Annotated in this window: 22 protein-coding genes; 6 read left to right on the top strand and 16 right to left on the bottom strand. The window is 63.4% G+C overall.

Features of this window, described 5'->3' with window-relative positions; genetic code table 11:
• The first annotated feature begins 159 nt into the window (after positions 1-159).
• From trmFO to IG169_RS18155, 5 genes are all read left to right on the top strand, one after another.
• A complete protein-coding gene (gene trmFO, locus IG169_RS18175) occupies positions 160-1,578 on the top strand; it encodes a methylenetetrahydrofolate--tRNA-(uracil(54)-C(5))-methyltransferase (FADH(2)-oxidizing) TrmFO (RefSeq protein ID WP_193177655.1) in 1,419 nt (472 codons plus the stop codon).
• A gap of 72 nt (positions 1,579-1,650) precedes the next feature.
• Positions 1,651-2,130 (top strand): NUDIX hydrolase, encoded by a 480-nt coding sequence (locus tag IG169_RS18170; protein WP_193177654.1) that lies wholly within the window; start codon positions 1,651-1,653, stop codon positions 2,128-2,130.
• Between the two features lie 66 nt (positions 2,131-2,196).
• Positions 2,197-2,703, top strand: coding sequence for an NUDIX hydrolase (locus tag IG169_RS18165; RefSeq protein WP_246717442.1), 507 nt, complete (start codon positions 2,197-2,199; stop codon positions 2,701-2,703).
• Between the two features lie 113 nt (positions 2,704-2,816).
• Positions 2,817-4,340, top strand: a complete 1,524-nt coding sequence (locus IG169_RS18160) for an inorganic phosphate transporter (protein ID WP_193177653.1) — start codon at positions 2,817-2,819, stop codon at positions 4,338-4,340.
• Positions 4,341-4,359: 19 nt separating this feature from the next.
• Positions 4,360-5,064, top strand: a complete 705-nt coding sequence (locus IG169_RS18155) for an HAD family hydrolase (RefSeq protein ID WP_193177652.1) — start codon at positions 4,360-4,362, stop codon at positions 5,062-5,064.
• 3 nt (positions 5,065-5,067) lie between these two features.
• On the opposite strand, the gene IG169_RS18150 is transcribed toward IG169_RS18155, so the two are convergent.
• From IG169_RS18150 to yajC, 6 genes are all read right to left on the bottom strand, one after another.
• A complete protein-coding gene (locus IG169_RS18150) occupies positions 5,068-6,060 on the bottom strand; it encodes a sterol desaturase family protein (RefSeq protein WP_193177651.1) in 993 nt (330 codons plus the stop codon).
• On the bottom strand, positions 6,060-6,500 hold the full coding sequence (locus IG169_RS18145; protein WP_193177650.1) for a hypothetical protein: 441 nt from the start codon (positions 6,498-6,500) through the stop codon (positions 6,060-6,062). Before IG169_RS18145 ends, IG169_RS18150 begins: the two co-directional genes overlap by 1 nt.
• A gap of 81 nt (positions 6,501-6,581) precedes the next feature.
• Positions 6,582-7,397, bottom strand: a complete 816-nt coding sequence (locus tag IG169_RS18140) for a phytoene/squalene synthase family protein (protein WP_246717441.1) — start codon at positions 7,395-7,397, stop codon at positions 6,582-6,584.
• 16 nt (positions 7,398-7,413) lie between these two features.
• The gene (locus tag IG169_RS18135) at positions 7,414-7,809 is read right to left on the bottom strand and encodes an Mth938-like domain-containing protein (protein WP_193177648.1); all 396 of its coding nucleotides are present in this window, start codon (positions 7,807-7,809) and stop codon (positions 7,414-7,416) included.
• Between the two features lie 11 nt (positions 7,810-7,820).
• Positions 7,821-10,388: a protein translocase subunit SecDF gene (gene secDF / locus IG169_RS18130; RefSeq protein WP_193177647.1), complete on the bottom strand. Its 2,568-nt coding sequence runs from the start codon at positions 10,386-10,388 to the stop codon at positions 7,821-7,823.
• 127 nt (positions 10,389-10,515) lie between these two features.
• The gene (yajC, locus tag IG169_RS18125; protein ID WP_193177646.1) at positions 10,516-10,866 is read right to left on the bottom strand and encodes a preprotein translocase subunit YajC; all 351 of its coding nucleotides are present in this window, start codon (positions 10,864-10,866) and stop codon (positions 10,516-10,518) included.
• A gap of 136 nt (positions 10,867-11,002) precedes the next feature.
• Here yajC and IG169_RS18120 point away from each other — a divergent pair, with 136 nt between their 5' ends.
• The gene (locus IG169_RS18120) at positions 11,003-11,875 is read left to right on the top strand and encodes an ATP-binding protein (protein WP_193177645.1); all 873 of its coding nucleotides are present in this window, start codon (positions 11,003-11,005) and stop codon (positions 11,873-11,875) included.
• Here IG169_RS18120 and IG169_RS18115 read toward each other — a convergent pair.
• The 10 genes from IG169_RS18115 to IG169_RS18070 all read right to left on the bottom strand — a co-directional run bounded on the left by IG169_RS18115 (position 11,872) and on the right by IG169_RS18070 (position 20,956).
• Positions 11,872-13,377, bottom strand: coding sequence for a LysM peptidoglycan-binding domain-containing M23 family metallopeptidase (locus tag IG169_RS18115; RefSeq protein WP_193177644.1), 1,506 nt, complete (start codon positions 13,375-13,377; stop codon positions 11,872-11,874). The genes IG169_RS18120 and IG169_RS18115 overlap by 4 nt on opposite strands.
• A 118-nt stretch (positions 13,378-13,495) precedes the next feature.
• On the bottom strand, positions 13,496-14,173 hold the full coding sequence (locus IG169_RS18110; RefSeq protein WP_193177643.1) for a protein-L-isoaspartate(D-aspartate) O-methyltransferase: 678 nt from the start codon (positions 14,171-14,173) through the stop codon (positions 13,496-13,498).
• Positions 14,170-14,928 carry a 5'/3'-nucleotidase SurE gene (gene surE / locus IG169_RS18105; RefSeq protein WP_193177742.1) on the bottom strand — a complete coding sequence of 253 codons (759 nt, stop codon included), beginning with the start codon at positions 14,926-14,928 and terminating at the stop codon, positions 14,170-14,172. Before surE ends, IG169_RS18110 begins: the two co-directional genes overlap by 4 nt.
• A 16-nt stretch (positions 14,929-14,944) precedes the next feature.
• Positions 14,945-16,222 carry a serine--tRNA ligase gene (gene serS, locus IG169_RS18100; RefSeq protein ID WP_193177642.1) on the bottom strand — a complete coding sequence of 426 codons (1,278 nt, stop codon included), beginning with the start codon at positions 16,220-16,222 and terminating at the stop codon, positions 14,945-14,947.
• A gap of 93 nt (positions 16,223-16,315) precedes the next feature.
• A complete protein-coding gene (gene tatC, locus IG169_RS18095) occupies positions 16,316-17,173 on the bottom strand; it encodes a twin-arginine translocase subunit TatC (protein ID WP_193177741.1) in 858 nt (285 codons plus the stop codon).
• Positions 17,174-17,196: 23 nt separating this feature from the next.
• Complete coding sequence (gene tatB, locus IG169_RS18090) at positions 17,197-17,901, bottom strand: Sec-independent protein translocase protein TatB (RefSeq protein ID WP_193177641.1); 705 nt, start codon at positions 17,899-17,901, stop codon at positions 17,197-17,199.
• A 68-nt stretch (positions 17,902-17,969) separates the two neighbouring features.
• A complete protein-coding gene (locus IG169_RS18085) occupies positions 17,970-18,194 on the bottom strand; it encodes a twin-arginine translocase TatA/TatE family subunit (protein ID WP_193177640.1) in 225 nt (74 codons plus the stop codon).
• A gap of 37 nt (positions 18,195-18,231) precedes the next feature.
• Positions 18,232-19,341: an ABC transporter ATP-binding protein gene (locus IG169_RS18080; RefSeq protein WP_193177639.1), complete on the bottom strand. Its 1,110-nt coding sequence runs from the start codon at positions 19,339-19,341 to the stop codon at positions 18,232-18,234.
• Between the two features lie 50 nt (positions 19,342-19,391).
• Positions 19,392-20,171, bottom strand: a complete 780-nt coding sequence (scpB, locus tag IG169_RS18075; protein ID WP_246717440.1) for an SMC-Scp complex subunit ScpB — start codon at positions 20,169-20,171, stop codon at positions 19,392-19,394.
• Positions 20,168-20,956 carry a segregation and condensation protein A gene (locus tag IG169_RS18070; RefSeq protein WP_193177735.1) on the bottom strand — a complete coding sequence of 263 codons (789 nt, stop codon included), beginning with the start codon at positions 20,954-20,956 and terminating at the stop codon, positions 20,168-20,170. Before IG169_RS18070 ends, scpB begins: the two co-directional genes overlap by 4 nt.
• Positions 20,957-21,026: the final 70 nt, after the last annotated feature.

The raw sequence follows: 21,026 nt of genomic DNA, 5'->3' as shown, positions 1-21,026 counted from the left end.
CCGGGTCTATCCTCCTCCCAGAAACGGACGGTAGAAGGGACGTCGCCTTATCCTCCTCCCAAGGTTGGCGTTCCGGAAACGAGACACCCGCTGCACCTCCTCCCGCAGCGGGTGTTTTCATTTCTTGAAGCGTTGGCACCGACGCGTTATCTCCCCTCCATGACATTGCGTCCCATTCATATCATCGGCGGCGGTCTTGCCGGTTCCGAAGCTGCTTGGCAGGTCGCAAATCGCGGCGTGCCGGTGATCCTGCATGAGATGCGCGGCGTGCGCGGCACCGATGCGCACAAGACCGACGGCCTTGCCGAACTCGTCTGCTCCAATTCCTTCCGCTCCGATGACTCCGACCTCAACGCCGTCGGCCTGATCCATGCCGAGATGCGCATGGCCGGTTCGCTGATCATGCGCTCCGCGGATGCCCACCAGGTCCCGGCAGGCGGCGCGCTTGCCGTCGACCGGGATGGCTTCTCCGATGCCGTGACCGAGGCCATCGAAGCCCATCCGCTGATCACGATTGTCCGCGAGGAAGTGGACGGCCTGCCGCCGCAGGACTGGGATCTGGCGATCATCGCCACCGGTCCGCTCACCGCCCCGGCGCTTGCCGACGCCATTGCCCGCGAGACCGGTTCGGACGCGCTTGCCTTCTTTGACGCCATCGCCCCGATCGTCCATTTCGACACGATCGACATGGATGTCGCCTGGTTCCAGTCGCGCTACGACAAACCCGGCCCCGGCGGCACCGGCAAGGACTACATCAACTGCCCGATGAACCAGGTGCAGTACGAGGCCTTCGTCGATGCGCTGATTGCCGGCGACAAGACCGAGTTCAAACAATGGGAAGGCACGCCCTATTTCGACGGCTGCCTGCCGATCGAGATCATGGCCGAGCGCGGTCGCGAGACGCTGCGCCACGGACCGATGAAACCGGTCGGCCTGACCGACGCCCACAAGCCTGACGAAAAACCCTATGCAGTCGTCCAGCTGCGCCAGGACAACGCGCTCGGCACGCTCTACAACATGGTCGGCTTCCAGACGAAGCTGCGCTACGGCGCGCAAAGCGAGATCTTCCGCATGATTCCGGGGCTGGAACATGCCGAATTCGCGCGTCTCGGCGGCCTGCACCGCAACACCTATCTGAATTCGCCGGTTTTTCTGGGCGAAGACCTTCAGCTCAAAAGCAGGCCCGGCCTGCGCTTCGCCGGCCAGATCACCGGCTGCGAGGGTTATGTCGAGTCGGCCGCCATCGGGCTCCTGGCCGGGCGTTTCGCCGCCGCGGACCGGCTCGGCGAACCGGTTTCCCTGCCGCCCAGGACGACCGCGTTCGGCGCGCTGCTCAACCACATCACCGGCGGACACATCGTCTCCGAGGACGAGGCAAAGCGCTCCTTCCAGCCGATGAACGTCAATTTCGGTCTGTTTCCGCCGCTTGAGGACGGCGCGATGAAAAAGCCGGAAGGCCACGAGGGCCGCTGGCGTGGCAAGGACAAGGCGGCCGCCAAGAAACGCGCAACGACCGCCCGCGCCAAACGCGACGCTGCAGCGTGGCTGGCGGAGGCGGCAACGGCCGCGGCGGAATAATCCACCGTTTTCTTGGCGGACACCCTCTTTCTACCGTTTTATCTCCCGTGCGCCCGACCCATATACTACGGCATGGGAGACAATACGGGACATGTTATCCGCCGGCGTCAGCGCCAGCACTTTCGGATCGCCAAGGCGCTCAGCACGGCTCCGAAGGTGCAGTACGGCGCGCTGCCGTGGAAATGCGTCAACGGCACGCTCGAGGTCATGCTCTTGACCAGCCGTGACACCGGGCGCTGGGTGATCCCGAAGGGCTGGCCGCATGAGGGCATGTCGCCGGCGCGTTCCGCCGCCCAGGAAGCCTGGGAAGAAGCGGGGATCACCGGCGCGATAACGAAGAAACAGATCGGCCGCTACCACTATCTCAAGGTGCTCGACGAGAAGGACGCGGTCGAATGCGTCGTCCATGTCCATGCCATGGAAGTCGGCGAACAACTGTCCGACTGGCCCGAAAAGGCGCAGCGCAAGACCCGCTGGTTCCTGCGCCCCGAAGCGGCCGATCTGGTCGATGAACCGGAACTGCGCCGGATCATCCAGACCTTCGCACCCTGAGGCAAAGCGAAGGCGCGACGCGCCCAGCATACGATAATACGTCGTATTTGCAGCGAATCGCCCCATATGAAGCAAATGCCATCCGAAAAGAAGAAACCGTCGATCCTCAAACGCGCCACGGAAGTTCTCAACATTTCCGCGCTGATGACGATTCCGCCGCGCGTCCAGTATGGCGCCCTACCCTGGCGAATGATCGACGGCACGCTGGAAGTCTTGCTGCTGACGAGCCGCGGCACCGGCCGCTGGGTCATTCCGAAGGGCTGGCCGCACGACTCCTTTTCGTCGGCCTATTCGGCGGCACAGGAGGCCTGGGAGGAAGCCGGCATCAAGGGCCCGGTCACCAGCGAGCCGGTCGGGTCCTATCACTACGAGAAAATCCGCGACGAAGGCGGCGCGGTCGATTGTGTGGTCTATGTGCATGCGTTGGAAGTTGCCGAGCAATTCGGGGACTGGCCGGAAAAAGGCCAGCGCGACCTGAAATGGTTTTCGCGCAATGCCGCCGCCGACGCCGTCGACGAGCCGGAACTGCGCGACCTGATCCTCTCCTTCGTGCCGCCGCTGCCATATTCCTGACGTAACGGGATTTTTCTGGGTATGAACGGCAATCCGGGGCCGGCTTTGCCGGCGTGTCGATTGTGGAAACCGTCATCGAACTGTTACATCGGGCCCGTGAGGGGCCCTTTTTCATGACAGAAATACAGACTCGCGGCAGAAAAGAGACGCTCGACAAAGATCTCGACAAGTTTGTCCGCATGGAGGAAGCGGCCAGCCATGTTTCGCGCGGGCTCGCCGGTCCGGGTTTCGGCCTGTTGTTTATCGCCGCCGCCGCACTTTTTGCCGCCATCTATGTCGCTGGCGGACAGAACAGCGCCCTGATCATCATCGCCGCCATGCTCGGCGGCTACATGGCGCTCAATATCGGCGCGAACGACGTTGCCAACAATGTCGGTCCCGCGGTCGGCTCCAAAGCCCTGTCGATGCTCGGTGCGCTGGTCATCGCGGCGGTATTCGAAAGCGCCGGCGCGCTGATCGCTGGCGGCGACGTCGTCGGCACCATTTCCAAGGGCATCATCGATCCGGCAACCGTGGCGGATACCAACGTCTTCATCTGGGCGATGATGGCCGCCCTCATCTCGTCCGCCCTCTGGGTCAATCTGGCGACCGTGCTCGGCGCACCGGTCTCGACCACCCACTCCGTCGTCGGCGGCGTGATGGGCGCCGGAATTGCGGCTGCCGGCTTTTCCGCCGTCAACTGGCCCACCATGGGCGCGATTGCCGCGAGCTGGGTCATTTCGCCGGTTCTCGGCGGCCTCATCGGCGCAGGCTTCCTCGCCTTCATCAAGATCAAGATCATCTATCAGGACGACAAGATCGCCGCGGCGCGGCGCTGGGTTCCGGTGTTGCTGGCCGTCATGGCCGCCGCCTTCTCGGCCTATCTCGCATTGAAGGGCTTGAAGAAGGTGATCCACCTCGACGGCCTCGAGATCCTTGTTATCGGAGTGGTCGCGGGCCTGATCACCTATTTCGTATCCAAACCGGTCATTCACCGCCAGTCCGAGGGCATGGAGAACCGCAACCAGTCGGTGCGCAAACTGTTCAACGTACCGCTGATCTGTTCGGCCGCGCTGCTCTCCTTCGCCCATGGCGCAAACGACGTCGCCAACGCGGTCGGCCCGCTCGCGGCCGTCGTCCACACCGCCGAGGCCGGCGAAGTCATCGCCAAGGTGTCGATCCCCTTCTGGGTCATGCTGATCGGCGCCGCCGGCATCTCCTTCGGGCTGTTGCTGTTCGGGCCGAAATTGATCCGGATGGTCGGCGAGCAGATCACCAAGCTCAATCCAATGCGCGCCTATTGCGTCGCCCTTTCGGCGGCGGTCACGGTCATCGTCGCCTCATGGCTCGGCCTGCCCGTGTCGTCGACCCATATCGCCGTCGGCGCGGTGTTCGGCGTCGGCTTCTTTCGTGAATGGTACACGTCGAAATCGCAGCGTCGCCGCGATTACATGACCCGCAAGTACAACAGGCGCCGCCCGAATGGCGCCGCCGCCAAGGCCACCCCGGCCGCCGCCGCGCCGCCGGAGGAGGCCCGCCGCCGCATGCTGGTGCGCCGGGCGCATTTCACGACGATCATCGCCGCCTGGATCATCACGGTGCCCGCGGCGGCCGTTCTGTCGGCGGTCATCTTCATTGTGCTGGATGCGGCCTTCTAGCGCGGCTATACCGCTTTCCATGCGCCCGCTTACGACCATCGCCTTCGACGCCGACGACACGCTCTGGCACAATGAGCGTTTCTTTCACGACAGCCAGCAGCGTTTCGCCGAACTCCTCGACCCTTTCGCTGATGCCGAAAAAGTCGGACAGGCCCTGACCGCCGCGGAACGACGGAACATCGGATTCTATGGTTTCGGCGTCAAGGGTTTCACCCTCTCGATGCTGGAAACGGCGACCACGCTTGCCGGCGACGAACTGCCGGCGTCGGCTGTCCGCGAGATCCTTTCCCTCGGCAAGGCCATGCTGGAGCATCCCGTGGAAATTCTTCCCGGTGTCGTCGACGCGCTGGAACTGCTGAAGGACGACTACACCCTGATGGTGATCACCAAGGGCGACCTGTTCGATCAGGAGCGCAAGCTTCTCCAGTCCGGCCTACAGGATCATTTCGACCATGTCGAAATTGTCTCCGACAAGACGCCGGAAATCTATCGCCGTGTGTTCGACCGCCACGGCCAGGGCACGGCGCGCTCGATGATGATCGGCAATTCCCTGAAATCGGACATCCTGCCCGCCCTGGAGGCCGGCAGCTGGGCCGTGCATGTGCCGCATGACCTCACATGGGCGCTGGAACATGCCGACGAGCCGGAGGATCACCCGCGCTACCGCCGCGCCGGCAATCTCGGCTCGGTTCCCGCCCTGATCGCGGGACTTGGCGACGATTGATCGCTACTCGCCGGGAACGAGCGCGTCTCCGGATGGTGTCAAGCCACTGGCGCCCGGTAGACCCGGCATTCCCGCCTGATCGGGATGCAGCCGCACATAGTCTGCCTTGAGGTCTTCCGATCCCTTGCGGCTGCCGTCATGGCTCCAGCCCGGTGGCATGAACAGGTAGCCCATGCGCTGGCCGAAGGTCAGGCCCGGCCGGAATACGTCGCGCAGCATCGAGATCCACTCGTGAAACGCCACCTTGAACGGATTGAACGTACCGATGTTCTTGACGATGCCGTAGCGCGGCATGTCCTCCTCGAGTTCCTCCACGAAAGAGCCGAACATCCGGTCCCAGATGATCAGCACGCCGGCGAAATTGGCGTCGAGATAGCGCGGATTGGTCGCGTGATGGACGCGGTGATGCGACGGCGTGTTGAAGACCAATTCGATCGGCTTCCACATCTTGCCGATCGCCTCGGTGTGGATCCAGAACTGGTAGACGAGGTTGAATCCGAAGGTGAATGCGATCACCGCCGGATGCAGGCCGAGCAGCACCAGCGGCGCCTGCAGGACGAACATGCCAGTAAACAGCCCCGTCCACGACTGCCTGAGCGCCGTCGACAGGTTGTAGTGCTGGCTGGAATGATGATTGACGTGCTCGGCCCATACCCAGCGCACGCGATGGGCGATGCGGTGGTACCAGTAGTAACGCAAATCATCGAGCAGGAAGGCGGCGACGAACACCCACCAGTGCAAGCCGAGATCGAAGACGCGAAACTGCCACAGCCACACGAGCGCCGTGTAGGACACCACGCCGAAAACCATGCCGGCAATGACGTTGCCGGTGCCCATCAGCAGCGAGGTGAGCGTGTCGCGCGTCTCGAAGCCGGCCTTGTTCTTGGCATGGGTAAGTTTCAGCCATGCAAGCTCCACCAGCATCGCGAGGATGAAGAACGGGATCGCGAATTGCGTCACGTCGGGAAAGTTCGGGATGACTTGGCTCAGATCCATCACGCTGCTCGCTTGTTGGCCATATCGTCGAGCGTCGAGGCAAACATGTCCGTAACCGTCCTCGCGGTTTCGCTGTCGGCGAAACGCATATGCGCGCGCGGCCAGGTGATGTCCCCGGTGTTCAGGTCGACACCGCCATCTTCCACCGCGCTCGCCATGGCAGCCATTTCACCGCGAGTGACGAAACGGGTCAGATACTTGCTGCCGATCGCGTGAACCAGGCCGACATGGCCGTCGGCCAGTTCCAGAACCGCGTCGCGCCGATCGCTCGAAAGGATGCACCGAAGCGCCTCGACTTCAGGGTAATCGATCCGGAAGCGGTCGAGCGCGGCATCGGCATCTGCGATCTCGGCAACACGCGACCCGCCGGACAAATGCACGGCAAGCACCACCAGCGCGATTCCTACGGCGACGACCGCCACCAGAACAGTCAAAGGCAAGCGCGGCTCCTCCCTCGTTCACCGGCGCGACCTTACCAATTTTGACCTTAACGTCAAAGTCAATTGATGCGAATGCCGCGGTCAGCCCGTCATCGCCCGGCGCAGAAACCGCCAGTGAATGCGTATCGGCGACAGGGTAACCGGATCAAGAACATGCGCCGCGCCGTTCTTTTCGGCGCGCTGCAGCACCGGCTCGACGACGGCAAGCGGCAGGAAGGCGGGACGCAGGCGCCGGTCGAGAGGCGCCAGTGCGGCTTCCGCCTTGTCGAGATGCTCCCGCGCCAGCGCGACGAGGATCGATGTCACGCGTTCGAGCGCGGCGCGGTCATCGCCCTTCAGCCATCCGGCGGAATCTGTCCCGGCGGCCGCGAGGATGTCGCTGGGCACATAGACCTGGCCCCGGTGGCGATGGAGGGCCGCGAGCCGCAGCAGGCCGCTGATCCCGTAGGCGACGCCCGCATGTCCTGCCGCCTCGGTGGCCTTTGCGCCCGTCTCCGCGTCCAGTATCAGCGTGGAAAGCTGGAACAGCGCCGAGGCCGTTTCACCGAGATAGCCTTCCAGCGACGCACGGTCCGGCATCGGATCGTTGTAAAGATCGAAGATGCGCGCTTCGACAAGATTGGTCAGCGCCTTTGCAGGCAAGCCATGGGCTTCTATCGCGTCGAGCAGCGCCGCGCCGACCGGATGTTGCCGCCCCTCGCCTTCACGTTCCCCGGAGACGACCTCGCGCCACCATTGCAGCCGGATCTCGCCCGGCATTGGCTCGGAAACGAGATTGCGCACGCGCGCGGTTTCCAGGTTGAACGCATAGAGCGCGGCCAGTACCGCTCGCCTGTCTTCCGGCGAAAACAGGACGGTCAGGTAGCGCTCGCGGTCGCCTTCGCGCAGAAGGCTCATACAGTGTCGGAAAGGATCAGGGCTCATCGACCGCGATCAGGGCGGCGGCGACCGCCCGGTCCTCGGCGAGCAGGACGTTGTAGGTTCTCACCGCCGATCCCGTGCTCATCGCGTCCGTAACGATACCCTGTTCGCGAAGCGCGGCCTGCAGGTCGGGTGGCACGCGCCGGAACTCATCCCCCATGCCGACAAGCAAGACCTCAATGCCGTCGGCTTCCACGAACACCCGTGCAAGCGTTTCGGCGGTGATGTCATCGGCATCGGTCGCGTCCCATCCGTGCACGCCGGACGGCAGGCACAGGATCGAGCCGCGATGCGACATGTCGGCGAAACGAAACCCGCCTGCGCCATAAGCATCGATCGGCGGGCGGCCCGGAAAATGCGCCTCGCGGATTTCTATCCCTTTGGCCATAACGCCCCGCGTCAGGACGTTTCGAGGTCGACGGCCTTGGTGCCGGACGTCGCCTGTTTCTCGCTCTCGTCGCGGTCAAGCGCGCCGGGACGCAGCCTGAACAGGATCAGCAGCGGCGCGGCGATGAAGATCGACGAATAGGTGCCGACCACGATACCGAAGATCATCGCGGAGACGAAGGACCGCAGCACTTCCCCACCGAAGAAGAACAGCGCGATCAGCGCCAGGACCGTCGTCAGCGAGGTCAGGATCGTGCGTGGCAGCGTCTGGTTCATCGACAGGTCGAGAAGTTCCGGCAACGGCATCTTCTTGTAGCGCCGCAAATTCTCGCGGACGCGGTCATAGACGACCACCGTGTCGTTCAGCGAATAGCCGACGATGGTCAGGATCGCCGCGATACTCGACAGGTTGAACTCCAATCCGGTCACCACATACATGCCGATCGTCAACAGCACGTCATGCGTGGTCGCGACGATCGCGCCGACGGCGAACTGCCATTCGAACCGCAGCCAGATATAGACCAGGATCGCGAACAGCGCCGCAACCACGGCGATGGTGCCGGCCTGCGCCAGTTCCCCCGACACGGTCGGCCCGACGACTTCCACGCGCCGGAAATCATAATCGGATTGAAGCTCGCCGCGCACCTTGGTGATGACGGATTGCTCGGCATTTTCGCCGCCGCCCTGCTCCTCGACGCGGATTAGCACGTTACGATCGCCGCCGAAGCCCTGCACCTGGACGTCGCCGAGATTGAGATCGGAAAGCCGGCTGCGGATATCGCCGATATCGGCTTTCTCGGCCTTGGCCTGGACCTCGATCAGCGAACCGCCCTTGAAGTCGATGCCGAGGTTCATGTTGAACACGCCGAACAGGACCATCGAGGCGATTACCGCCACGGCGGAGCCGGTAAACGTGACCCGCCGCAGCCACATGAAGACGATACGCGTGCCGTCCGGAACGAAAGTCACGGGCCCGCGCGGCAATTCTTTGGGCTTCTGGCGCCGCACCCACACCGCGATCATCCACCGGGTAAAGACGAAGGCGGTGAACACCGTCGTGACGATACCGATGGCGAGCGTCACCGCGAAGCCCCGGATCGGGCCGGAACCGAGATAGAACAGGATGACCGCTGCAATCAGCGTCGTCAGGTTGGCGTCGACGATGGTCGCCAGAGCGCGCTGGAAGCCGATGTCGATGGACTGGATCACCGAGCGTCCGCTCGCCCGTTCCTCGCGTATGCGCTCGAAGATCAGGACGTTGGAGTCGACCGCCATGCCGATGGTCAGGACGATACCGGCGATACCGGGCAGCGTCAGCGTCGCGCCGAGGCCGGACAGCGCCGCGATGATGAGGACCACGTTGGCGGCAAGAGCGATATTGGCGACAAAGCCGAGAAAACCGTAGGCCAGGAACATGAAGCCGACGACAAGCGCCGCGCCGATGATGCCGGCGAACTCGCCGGCGGCGATCGAATCCGCGCCGAGGCTCGGACCCACCGTGCGTTCCTCGACGAAGGTCGGCGTAAGCGGCAGCGCGCCCGCCCGCAGCAGGATGGCGAGATCGTTGGCGCCCTCGACAGTGAAACTGCCGGAAATCTGTCCGGAGCCGCCAAGGATCGGCTCGCGAATGACCGGCGCGGAAATGACGTGATTGTCGAGAACGATCGCGAAGGGCCGTCCGACATTTTCCTGTGTCGCGCGGCCGAAGCGCTGCGCGCCCGTGCCGTCGAAGCGGAAGGTGACGATCGGCTCGTTCGTCCGCTGGTCGAAGCCGGCCTGGGCGTCCTCGAGGTTCTCGCCCGTCACGATCTCGCGCGTTTCCACCAGATAGGGAACCGGCGGATCGTCCTGCGAATAGAGGATTTCGTCACCCGCGGGCGGCCGGCCCTTGAGGGCGTCCTCGACCGACATCGAGGTATCCACCATCTGGAAGGTCAGCCGCGCCGTCGTGCCGATCAGATCCTTCAGGCGCTGCGGATCGTTGAGACCCGGCACCTGTACGATCACGCGGTCGGTACCCTGGCGCTGAATGACCGGTTCTGTCGTGCCGAGCTGGTCGATACGTCCGCGTATGACTTCCACGGTCTGGGAAACCGCCTGCGACATGCGGTAGTCGATGCCCTGATCCGTGATGTCCATCTCGAACACGCCGGGTTCAGGCTCGTTGAGCGTCACTTCCTGCAGGACGCCGCCCGAAAGCAGCCCCGCCGAAATAGTCTGCGTCAGCGGTTCGAGCGCTTTCTTGGCCTTTTCGATGTCCGCGGCATCGCGAATGCGCACAGTCACCTTCTGGCCCTTGCCGCTGAGGCCCGTATAGCCGATGCCCGCTTCACGCAGCACCCGGCGGACCTCGTCGCGCACCGATTCGAGCCGGTGGTCGACCAGTTCCTTGCGGTCCAGCTTCAACTGCAGATGGACACCGCCCTGGAGGTCGAGGCCGAGGGCAACCTTGTTGTGCGGCAGAAATCCCGGAAACGATTGCAGTGTGGTGTTGGAAAACAGGTTGGGCGCCGCAAACAGGACGCCGACCAGGACCGTCAACCAGATGAGAGCCGTTTTCCAGGGTGAGAAGTAGAGCATGTCGCTTCTGTCCGCCTTCAAAGATTACCCGGCCGGATCGGTCGGTCGGGCCGCACCGCGTCAAGCGTGCGGCCGCACCTGCTACGTCGAATGCGCCATTAAAAAGGCGCGCAAGTCTCGACGTGCCTTATTTTTTCGCCGTGTCGTTTGCGGCCACGGGCTCGCCCTTGACCCGCACTTCGGCGATCATCGCGCGTATCACCCGGACCTTGACGTTCTGGGCGATTTCCACTTCCAGTTCGTGATCGTCGACCACCTTCGTGACCTTGCCGACGACGCCGCCGCTGGTCACGACCGTGTCGTTGCGGCGGATCGCCTTGAGCATCTCCTCGCGCTTTTTCGCTTGGCCGCGCTGCGGGCGGATGATGAGGAAATACATCACCACGAAAATCAGCAGGAAGGGCAAGATGCTCATGATGACATCAGCGCCGCCGGCGGAACCGCCGGCTGCCTGTGCATAGGCAGGTGTTACAAACATGAAATACTCCGTGGACGCGTGCCGCGGCACGCCTTGAAAATTTGTCGCGAATATAGTCAGCAAAAACCCCAATGCAACCAAAAGCGGGAACTCATTGCGGCCGGACGCCGCATCGTCCCCGCAAAGGGAAACAGCCATGCCGGATACTACCGCCGCACTGAACGAAAAACTCGACCGGTTGATCGCCGCATTGGAGCGCATGGCGCCGCCTCCGCCGCAAGCACCTGACTTTGCGTCAAGCGAGTGTTTCGTCTGGGACGCGGCGGCCACAGCGCTCGCCCCGGTGCCGGTCGTGAACCGCGTCGAGATCGGTCTTATCCGCGGCGTCGACCGGGTCCGTGACATTCTTCTCGACAATACGCGCCGCTTCGCCGACCGCCTTCCGGCCAACAACGTGTTGTTGTGGGGCGCGCGCGGTATGGGCAAGTCTTCGCTCGTCAAGGCCGCTCACGCCACAATCATGGCCGAAACGGGCACCTCCCTGAAGCTGATCGAGATCCACCGAGAGGACATCGACGCCCTGCCCCGGCTGATGCACATGCTGAAGCCGTCGCAGAGCCGCTTCATCGTCTTTTGCGACGATTTGTCTTTCGACCAGGACGACACCTCCTACAAGTCGCTCAAGGCCGCGCTCGACGGCGGCGTCGAAGGGCGTCCGGACAACGTGATTTTCTACGCCACTTCGAACCGCCGTCACCTGCTGCCGCGCGACATGATCGAAAACGAGCGGTCGACCGCGATCAATCCGTCAGAGGCGGTGGAGGAAAAGGTTTCCCTTTCAGACCGCTTCGGCCTCTGGCTCGGCTTCCACAAGTGCAGCCAGGACGAATATCTGCAGATGGTCGAAGGATATGTCGGTCACTATGGGCTCGAAATCGATCCCGAGGAACTGCGGCGCGACTGCCTCGAATGGGCAACGACGCGCGGCAGCCGTTCAGGCCGCGTCGCCTGGCAATATGTCAACGATCTCGCGGGGCGGCTCGGAAAGCGGCTGGAGCCGGCAGGCTAGTCCAGATAGCTGACCGGATTGACCGGCGCGGAGTTCTTGCGCACCTCGAAATGCAGCTGCGGCTGCTTCGCAGACCCGGACATGCCCGAGGCGGCGATCTGCTGGCCACGCTTGACGTCCTGGCCGCGTTTCACGTCGATGTCGGACACATGGCCGTAAACTGTCACGAGCCCGTCGCTGTGGCGCACGAGAATGGTCTTGCCGAGTTCCTTCAACCCGTCGCCGGCATAGATCACCACGCCGTTTTCCGCCGCCTTGACCGGGGTGCCCGACGGAACCGAGATGTCGATGCCGTCATTCGGCTTGCCGCCATTATTGGAACCGAACGCGCTGATCACGCGACCCTGAACAGGCCAGCGCATGGCACTGACGCCGGTGACATCGGGCGCCTTGGCCACAACCTGGGTTTCGATCTTGGTGATCGAGTTTTCCGTTGATTTGGCAGACGGTTTCGGCGGCGTGTAGCCGGTGACGTCCTTTGCCGTCGCCGGCGCGGATTTAACGGTGCTGGTCCTGATCGGATCGACATTCCCATTCGATGCGACCCTGGTCGGCTCCGAAGCCGACAGGCCTGGAATGACCAGCGTCTGGCCAATACGCACCGTATCGGAGTTCATGCTGTTGACCCGCTTGATCGAATCCATGCTCGCACCGGTCCGCCGCGAGATCGCGGAGAGCGTATCGCCGGAAACGACCGTATAGCGCCCGCCATCAGCAGCGACGGCTTCACGCGCCGGAGGAACCGATGCGACGGCCTGCGTTTTCGGCCGCGATTGCGGTGCCGGCGCGCGGTTGAGGGCCGCGGAATTGCGATTTCCGATCGTCGAGCTCGCAGCCCGTGTCGCCGGATTGCGGTCGGGCGCCGAAACGCCGACGCTGCGCGAATAGACATAGGTCGGGATCAAAATGCGCTGTCCGGCGGAGACGGACTTCGGATCGGAAATGCCGTTCGCTTCCATGATCGCATTGGCCGGGACGCCGTAACGCCTGGAGAGATTGTAGAGCGTCTCGCCTTCGCGCATCGTCACCTGCGTCCCGCCGGCGGTCGACCAGCCCTCTTTCGAGGTCGTCGACGCCGGGGCCGACTTGTTGCCGAACCGGGCCGGCTCGGGAGCGATGGACGCCGTCGTCATCGGCGAGACATTGGCCGGCGCGCTGGGCGCTGGGCTTGCGGCGCGAGCCCTGGCGGCAACCGGAGCGGCAGGATGCGGGGTCGGCGCCTGAGCCCCCTCTGAGGGCCGCGGAAGCGCCGCGCGCTGCACGGTTTGAGACGCAATGCTGCCGGTGGTCGCCTGGTCGAGATTCGGATTGTAGTTGGGTTGTCCGTAGCTGGCCGGGCTCTGCGCCTGCACTTCGGCCTGCTGCGGAATGGCACCGGTATAGAAACCATCGGAAAAGCGGATCACGTCCGAGCTGCACCCGGCCACAAGGCCACCGATGGAAAGGATCGTTGCCGCCTTCAGCAGGCGCAACATTTTCCGACTAGTGATTATCTTACGCATCACGCCACTCATATCCCTTCGGATCACGGCATGATTAAAACGCGTTAATGTTACTGCCCGGTTAAGCCGATGTTACGGAAATCGAGTCCGTCCGGCGATTCCACCCGTTTCGCAGCGGTCAAAGAACCGACGGCAGGCCCCTTTGGATCGGCTGGAAACGCACGGTTCCGATGTCCTCGCGCTCGAAACGGCTGCCGATCTTGGTCATGCGCGCCAGCATCTGCGGCTGTTCGCCGCTGCCGATTGCGCAAATCATCGTGCCGCCGGAGACGAGCTGGTCGACGAAATTGCGCGGAATCGTCTCGAAAGCCGCCCAACTGACGATGCGATCGAACGGGCCGTCGCCGGAACCGGCCGATCCGTCGGTCTGGCTGGCGACGACATTGCCGATGCCCAGTTGCCGGATCCGGTGATTCGCATCGTGGTGCAGCGTCTTGTAACGCTCGACCGTGTAGACGCGCTTCGAAAGCTTGGCGAGCACGCAGGCCGAGTAGCCGGACCCCGTGCCGATCTCCAGAATCCGTTGGTTTCCGTCCAGTTCCAGCGCATGGAATATCCGCGCCTGAAGATCGATGCCCTCCAGTGTTTCGCCGCAAGCGATCGGGATCGTGCGCGGCCCCATCGCCACATGGCGGTATTGGGCGTCGACGAAATTGCCCCGCGGGACCGCTTCTATGGCGCTCATTACCGCCTTGTCGTCGAGACCGGCGGCGCGCATGCGCAAAAGGAATGCCGCAAATCCCTCGAGTTCGCCTTCTGAAACCGTGCGTGGACCCGGAGAGGCGCCTGACGTCATGCGAGCGCCTCCTCCAGCCGCTGCGACAGCTCGCGCGCCGTCAGGTCGAGTTTCAGCGGCGTCACCGAGATCCGGTTGTTCTGCAGCGCGGCGATATCGCTCTCCTCCGCCGCCTCGATCGGCGAACGCCCGAAGCGGATCCAGAAATACGGGAAACCGCGCCCGTCGGCGCGCTCTTCCATATAGAGCCCGTGCAATAGCTTGCCCTGCTGCGTCACGACCACGCCCTCGACATCATCGATGCCGCAATTCGGGAAATTCACATTGAGGAATGTACCTGGGTCCATCTCCACCGAGATCAGTTTCTGCAACAGCGCCGGCGCATGTGTCTCCACCACCTCCCACGGAACGACGCGGCGCTGGCCGTCGAAGGTATATGCCTGCGACAGCGCAATGGAACGCACCCCGAGCAACGTCCCCTCCATCGCGCCTGCGACCGTTCCCGAATAGGTCACGTCATCGGCGAGATTGGCGCCCGAATTCACGCCCGACAGCACGAGGTCCGGCTTTTCCGGCATGACATGCGTCACCGCCATGATGACGCAGTCCGTCGGCGTGCCGCGCAGCGCATAGCGCTTCTCGGAAATTTCGCGCAACCGCAGCGGATCGTTGATCGTCAGCGAATGGGCAAGCCCGCTCTGGTCGGTCTCCGGCGCGACGACCCAGACATCGTCGGAAAGCGTTGCCGCGATGCGTTCGAGGACCGCAAGGCCCTCGGCATGAATACCGTCGTCATTGGTAATCAGGATGCGCATCATCTTCCCTTCATTGTCAGCCGCCGACAACCTCCGCGCCACCCATATAGGATTTCAGGGCGTCCGGCACGCGAATCGTCCCGTCGGCATTCTGGTAGTTTTCCATCACCGCGATAAGCGCCCGACCGACCGCGATGCCCGAACCGTTGAGCGTGTGGACGAAGCGCGTTTCCTTGCTGCCTTCGGGGCGATAGCGCGTGTTCATGCGCCGCGCCTGGAAATCGCCGCATACCGAGCAGGACGAGATCTCGCGATAGGCGTTCTGGCCCGGCAGCCACACCTCGATGTCATAGGTCTTTTGCGCGCCGAACCCCATGTCGCCGGTGCACAGCACGACGGTGCGGAAATGCAGGCCGAGCTTTTCGAGGATCGTTTCCGCGCATTTCGTCATGCGTTCATGCTCGTCGATCGAGCCGTCCGCGTCGGTGATCGAGACCAGTTCCACCTTGTAGAACTGGTGTTGGCGCAGATAACCGCGCGTGTCGCGCCCGGCCGAGCCCGCTTCCGAGCGGAAGCACGGCGTCAGCGCGGTATAGCGGCGCGGCAGCGTCGCGTGGTCGAGGATTTCCTCGCGCACGAGATTGGTCAGCGGCACTTCGGCGGTCGGAATTAGCCAGTGGCCTTCCCGGGTCTGGAAGAGGTCTTCGGCGAATTTCGGCAATTGCCCGGTGCCGTACATGGCGTCGTCGCGCACCAGCAGCGGAGGATTCACTTCCGTGTAGCCATGCGCCTGTGTGTGGGTGTCGAGCATGAACTGACCGAGCGCCCGCTCCAGCCGCGCCAGCCCGCCGGACACCACCGTGAAGCGCGAGCCCGACAGCTTCGCCGCCGTCTCGAAATCCATCTGGCCGAGCGCCTCGCCAAGCTCGTAATGCTCCTTCGCCTCGAAGTCGAAGGCCGGCTTCTGGCCGCTCATGCGCACTTCGACATTGTCGTTCTCGTCGGCGCCGACCGGTACGTCGTCAAGCGGAACGTTCGGGATGCGCGACAGCGCGTCGTTCAGCTTGGCGCTCAGGTCCCGCTCGGTGTCCTCGCCCGACTGGATGAACGACTTGATCTCGGCGACCTCGGCTTTCAGCGCCTCGGCTTTGGCGGCATCCTTTGCTGCCATCGCCGCACCGATCTCCTTGGAGGCGGCGTTGCGGCGCGCCTGCGCCTCCTGCAGCTTGGCGATATGCGTACGGCGCATCTCGTCGAGTTCGATCAGGGCGGCGCTTTCGGGCGCGGCGCCGCGTTTCTTCAGCGCTTCGTCCAGCAAATCGGGATTATCGCGGATCCAACGGATATCGAGCATGGCTCTAGTCCTGTGAGAAAGAGAATCTGGAAAACGGAGGGTCCATCGCCCGAATGCGGGCGATGGTCAAGGGCAGCGCGCGCCGCGCCGCCCTCAGGAGGTTTTGTCGGTCTCTTCCGAAGCTTCGGCCTCGGCGCTTTCCGCGTCGCCTTCGGCCTCGTCGTCTTCCGGCTCGTCTCCGGCCTGCTCGCGCTCGCGCTTCTGCTTTTCGACATAACGCGCCGAGATGATCGACAGCTCGTAGAGCAGGATGGTCGGCACGGCGAGGCCGATCTGCGTCAGAGGATCGGGCGGCGTCAGGATCGCGGCCGCGACGAAGGCGAACACGATCGCATATTTGCGTTTCTCGACGAGCGCGTCGCTGGAGACGATGCCGGCGCGGGCCAGAAGCGTGATCGCGACCGGTAGCTGAAACACCAGCCCGAATGCGAAGATCAACGTCATGATGAGGCTGAGATATTCCGAAACCTTCGGCAGGTGCTGGATCGAGGCTACACCGTCACCGCCGGTCTGCTCCATCGACAGGAAGAACCACATCGCGCCCGGAATGACCATGAAATAGACCAGCGCCGATCCGAGAAGGAACAGGATCGGGGTCGCGATCAGGTAGGGATAGAAAGCCTGGCGCTCGCTGCGGTAAAGCCCGGGCGCGACGAAGCGGTAGAGTTGCGACGCGATCACCGGAAACGCCAGCACCAGGCCGCCAAAGGCGGCGATCTTGATCCGCGTGAAGAAGAACTCCTGCGGCGCCGTATAGATGAACCGGATCTCGTGTTCCTGCAGGCCATGCCACTTGACCGCCCACTGGAACGGCACCACCAGGAAATTGAAGATATGCGCGGATACCGCGTAGCAGAGGATGAACGCCACGAAAAACGCGCCGACGCTCCACATCAGGCGGCCGCGCAATTCGATGAGATGTGACATCAGTGGCGCCGCCGATGCCTCCATATCCTCTTCTTCGTTGGCCTTGCTCACGATTTATCCTCGGCGGCTGGTTTTTTGGCCTTCGGCTTGGCTTTTGGTTTTGCCGCACTTGCCGTTGCCGTACTTGCCGTCTTGGCGGTGGCGGTCTTGGCCGCAGCCGGTTTTGTGGCTGCCGGTTTGGCCGGAACCTTGGGCTTGGCGGCAGTTTTCGCCGCCGCGGATTTGGCTGATGCAGACCCGGCAGGCTTTTTCGCCGCCGCGGTCTTTGCAACCGGCTTCCTGGCTGCGGGCTTTTTGGCGCCAGCAGAGGCGGATTTTGCCGCCGGTTTCTTGGTGGCCGGTTTTTTGGCGGCCGCCTTGGACGTGTCCTGGGCGGCGCGCATTTTGTCGCCGGCGCCGTCGAGCGCCGTTTCTGTGCTGCTTTTCGGTTTTTCGGGCGTCGGCGCCGTCGTCGCCTTTTTCAGCTCGGAACTGATGTCCTGGCCGACCTTTCCGAGCGGACTGAGCACGTCCTTGATCTGGTTGCGCGGATCGAGGCCGCGCATGTCGTCCGCGATCTTGCGGACGTCATCGAGCTCGGCTTCTTTTAGCGCCTCATCAAACTGCCGGCGAAAATCGCCGGCCATCTTGCGCAGATTGCTCGTCGTCTTGCCGAAGGTTCGCAGCATCTTCGGCAGGTCTTTCGGGCCGACGATAACGATCAGCACGATGGCGATGACGAGCAGTTCACTCCAGCCAAAATCCGGCAGCATGGCAGATGTCCATCCGCGTCACTGCGCGACCGGCAATGCCGGCCGGGCGCGTGTCGCTTGAAAGCGGTTCAGCTTTTCTTCTTGGCGGCGGTGGTGGTGTCGACGGCGTCTTCGGAGCTGTGCTCCACCGTCTTGGTTCCGTCGTCCTTTGCATCCTCGTCCGCAAGACCCTTGCGGAAGCTCTTGATGCCTTTCGCGACATCGCCCATCAGGTCCGGGATCTTGCCGCGCCCAAACAGCAACAGCACGATCACCAGCACGATGATCCAATGCCAAATACTGAAACTACCCATCGATTACGTCTCCTCAATCCGCGTATTCGCCAACCACTTAGGCGTTTTCGGTCCCAGTTTCAAACAGCATTATGTCCCCGGGGCGCACATTTATCGTCACATCCCTAATGTTGGGCGACAGTTCGTCCGCGCGGATGCGCGCACGCACCGGATCGTCCGTGCCGGGAACTGCCAGAACCAGCGTTTCCGTCGAGCCGAGAAAGCGTCGGCTGACGATCCGGCCCGGTATCGCGCCCGGCGCAGCCGCGCCATCGGCGGCGACATCGAGGCCGACCGTGCGCACGGCGACGGTGACGGCGGCGCCTTCGCCGCGGTTCGGACAGGCAACCGCGCCAAGCGGCGTCTCCGCCATCCCGTTGCGGCATACTGTTGAAAACACGTTCAGTTCAGCGAAAAACCCGGCGACAAAGAGGGTTCGCGGGCCGTGATAGATCTCCTGCGCCGTCCCCGCCTGGATGATCTCGCCCTTGTCGAGCAGCGCGATCCTGTCGCCCATGCGCATCGCCTCCTCGGCATCATGCGTCACGACGATCGCGGTGGCGCGCGTTTCGCGCAGGATCGCCAGCGTCTCGGCGCGTACGCTGTCCTTCAGCCGCGTGTCGAGGCCGGAAAAGGGTTCGTCCATCAGGATCACCGACGGTCGCGGCGCAAGCGCGCGCGCCAGCGCCACGCGCTGCTGTTCGCCGCCCGAAAGGACATGCGGATAGCTGCGGAGGTGGTGCTCAAGCCCGACGCGGCGGATCGCCGCAAGCGCCTCGCGGTTGGTGTCCGCAGCCGACATGTTGCGCAGCCCGAAGCGCACATTGTCGAGAATCGTCATGTGCGGAAACAGCGCGAAATCCTGGAACATCAGCCCGACCGAGCGCTTTTCCGGCGGCGTGAAAATGTTGTCGCCGGCAATCACGCGGCCATTCATCTTGACCCGGCCCGACGTCTGCGCCTCGAGCCCGGCGGCCAGCCGCAGAAGCGACGTCTTGCCCGATCCCGACGGCCCGAGAAGGCACAGGATTTCGCCCGGATTGGCGACCAGAGAAATACCTTTCAGCGTGTGCACGTCGCCGTAATGAAGATGGATGTCTTCAAAGGCGAGTTCCGCGGCAAAGGTGACGCCGGTACGTGGCAGGGATGAATTCGTGGTCTGAACCATTGGGTACGGTCGAGGGAACGGGACAACGGACGTTTCACGCCCGCCCCGTCTCAATCATCGCCGCCCTTGGGTGTCAACAGACCGAGTTCTTCCAGATCGATGTCGGTCAGCTCGTCTTCTTCCTCGGTCAACTCGTCCGGATCGATATTCGGAAGCGGCATCGAGAAGTTCGACGGCATGCGCGAGGACAACAGTCCTGCGCCCTTGAGCTCCTCCATGCCGGGTAGGTCGCGGATTTCGGACAGCCCGAAATGGTCGAGGAATTCGAGCGTCGTCCCGTAGGTGACCGGTCGTCCGGGCGTCTTGCGCCGGCCGCGCATTTTCACCCAACCGGTCTCCAGCAGAACGTCGATCGTGCCCTTCGAGGTCTCGACCCCGCGAATATCCTCCATCTCTGCGCGCGTGATCGGCTGGTGGTAGGCGATGATCGCCAGCACTTCCAGCGCGGCGCGCGACAGCTTACGCTGCTGAACTTCCTCGCGCTGCATAAGGAAACCGAGGTCGCCCGCCGTCCTGAACGCCCAGCTATTTTCGATCCGCACGAGATTGACGCCTCGCTTGTCGTAGAAGTCCTGCAATTCGCTCATCAGCGCGCTGACATCGACGCCATCGGGAAGCCGCGCCGCCAGCGCCTTTTCGCTCACCGGTTCGCTCGACGCGAAGACGAGCGCCTCGGCCATGCGCATGGCCTCGGCCTCCATCAGCCGCAGCGCGGGGTTGTCGCTTTCGATCGAGACGACTGCATCGGTTTCCGGCGACGTGTCCTCGTAGAACTCGTCCAGCGCTTCCGCGCCGCCGCCATTGCCCATTTCGTCCATGCTGTCGGTCATTGTTCCGTCCCCGCGCGGGCCACATCCCGCATGTATAGCGTTGCGAAAGGCGCATCCTGGCGCATCTCCAACACCCGTTCGCGCACCAGTTCGAGGCTTGCCGCAAACGTGCTCGCTATCGCCGTCCGCCGCATCTGCGGCGTCGCGATATAAGCCACGATGAAGCTGTCGAGCGCGGTCCAGTCGCTCACGTCGCCGACCAGCTTGCGCAGGATCTCGCGCGCCTCGGTCAGCGACCAGACCGCGCGTTTGGCGATCTCGACGTGATCGATGGCTTCGCGCTGGCGCTGCTGCGCATAGGCGGTCAGCAGGTCGTAGAGCGACGCGTGATACTCGCTTGTCTTGTCCACGATCACCGTCTCCGGCATGCCGCGCGCGAAGACGTCGCGCCCGAGCCGGTTGCGATTGATCAGCCGCGCCGCGGCGTCGCGCATCGCTTCCAGCCGTTTCAGCCGGAATTGCAGCAACGCCGCCATTTCCTCGCCGGTCTGCTCGCCCTCGACCTTCGGTTCCGGGATCAGCAGCTTCGATTTCAGGAAGGCGAGCCACGCCGCCATCACCAGATAGTCGGCCGCAAGCTCAAGCCGCAGCGCCCGCGCCTTTTCGATGAAGACGAGATATTGCCGCGCCAGCTCCAGTACCGAGATCTGCGTCAGATCGACCTTCTGGTTGCGCGCCAGATGCAACAACAGGTCGAGCGGGCCTTCGAAGCCGTCGACGTCGACGACCAGCGCCGGTTCGGACGTGGCGCGTTCCGGGCCATTGTCCTGCCAGACGGCATCCATCGGCACCGCCTTGTTCCTGGCGGCGCCGTTCTCGGCTGCAGTCTGTCGTTCCGTCGCGCTCAATCGCTCC

The sequence above is a fragment of the Oricola nitratireducens genome (assembly GCF_014904745.1).
In the GTDB taxonomy this organism is placed as follows: Bacteria; Pseudomonadota; Alphaproteobacteria; order Rhizobiales; family Rhizobiaceae; genus Oricola; species Oricola nitratireducens.
Note: the sequence above shows the minus strand (reverse complement) of the source record. Positions and strands in the feature narration are given on the sequence as shown.

Bases quoted from the DNA above. Each gene is read 5' to 3' on its own strand.
- trmFO (WP_193177655.1), top strand. From the start codon at position 160: ATGACATTGCGTCCCATTCATATCATCGGCGGCGGTCTTGCCGGTTCC.
- IG169_RS18170 (WP_193177654.1), top strand. From the start codon at position 1,651: ATGGGAGACAATACGGGACATGTTATCCGCCGGCGTCAGCGCCAGCAC.
- IG169_RS18165 (WP_246717442.1), top strand. From the start codon at position 2,197: ATGAAGCAAATGCCATCCGAAAAGAAGAAACCGTCGATCCTCAAACGC.
- IG169_RS18160 (WP_193177653.1), top strand. From the start codon at position 2,817: ATGACAGAAATACAGACTCGCGGCAGAAAAGAGACGCTCGACAAAGAT.
- IG169_RS18155 (WP_193177652.1), top strand. From the start codon at position 4,360: ATGCGCCCGCTTACGACCATCGCCTTCGACGCCGACGACACGCTCTGG.
- IG169_RS18150 (WP_193177651.1), bottom strand. From the start codon at position 6,060: ATGGATCTGAGCCAAGTCATCCCGAACTTTCCCGACGTGACGCAATTC.
- IG169_RS18140 (WP_246717441.1), bottom strand. From the start codon at position 7,397: ATGAGCCTTCTGCGCGAAGGCGACCGCGAGCGCTACCTGACCGTCCTG.
- IG169_RS18135 (WP_193177648.1), bottom strand. From the start codon at position 7,809: ATGGCCAAAGGGATAGAAATCCGCGAGGCGCATTTTCCGGGCCGCCCG.
- secDF (WP_193177647.1), bottom strand. From the start codon at position 10,388: ATGCTCTACTTCTCACCCTGGAAAACGGCTCTCATCTGGTTGACGGTC.
- yajC (WP_193177646.1), bottom strand. From the start codon at position 10,866: ATGTTTGTAACACCTGCCTATGCACAGGCAGCCGGCGGTTCCGCCGGC.
- IG169_RS18120 (WP_193177645.1), top strand. From the start codon at position 11,003: ATGCCGGATACTACCGCCGCACTGAACGAAAAACTCGACCGGTTGATC.
- IG169_RS18115 (WP_193177644.1), bottom strand. From the start codon at position 13,377: ATGCGTAAGATAATCACTAGTCGGAAAATGTTGCGCCTGCTGAAGGCG.
- IG169_RS18110 (WP_193177643.1), bottom strand. From the start codon at position 14,173: ATGACGTCAGGCGCCTCTCCGGGTCCACGCACGGTTTCAGAAGGCGAA.
- surE (WP_193177742.1), bottom strand. From the start codon at position 14,928: ATGCGCATCCTGATTACCAATGACGACGGTATTCATGCCGAGGGCCTT.
- serS (WP_193177642.1), bottom strand. From the start codon at position 16,222: ATGCTCGATATCCGTTGGATCCGCGATAATCCCGATTTGCTGGACGAA.
- tatC (WP_193177741.1), bottom strand. From the start codon at position 17,173: ATGGAGGCATCGGCGGCGCCACTGATGTCACATCTCATCGAATTGCGC.
- tatB (WP_193177641.1), bottom strand. From the start codon at position 17,901: ATGCTGCCGGATTTTGGCTGGAGTGAACTGCTCGTCATCGCCATCGTG.
- IG169_RS18085 (WP_193177640.1), bottom strand. From the start codon at position 18,194: ATGGGTAGTTTCAGTATTTGGCATTGGATCATCGTGCTGGTGATCGTG.
- IG169_RS18080 (WP_193177639.1), bottom strand. From the start codon at position 19,341: ATGGTTCAGACCACGAATTCATCCCTGCCACGTACCGGCGTCACCTTT.
- scpB (WP_246717440.1), bottom strand. From the start codon at position 20,171: ATGACCGACAGCATGGACGAAATGGGCAATGGCGGCGGCGCGGAAGCG.
- IG169_RS18070 (WP_193177735.1), bottom strand. From the start codon at position 20,956: ATGGATGCCGTCTGGCAGGACAATGGCCCGGAACGCGCCACGTCCGAA.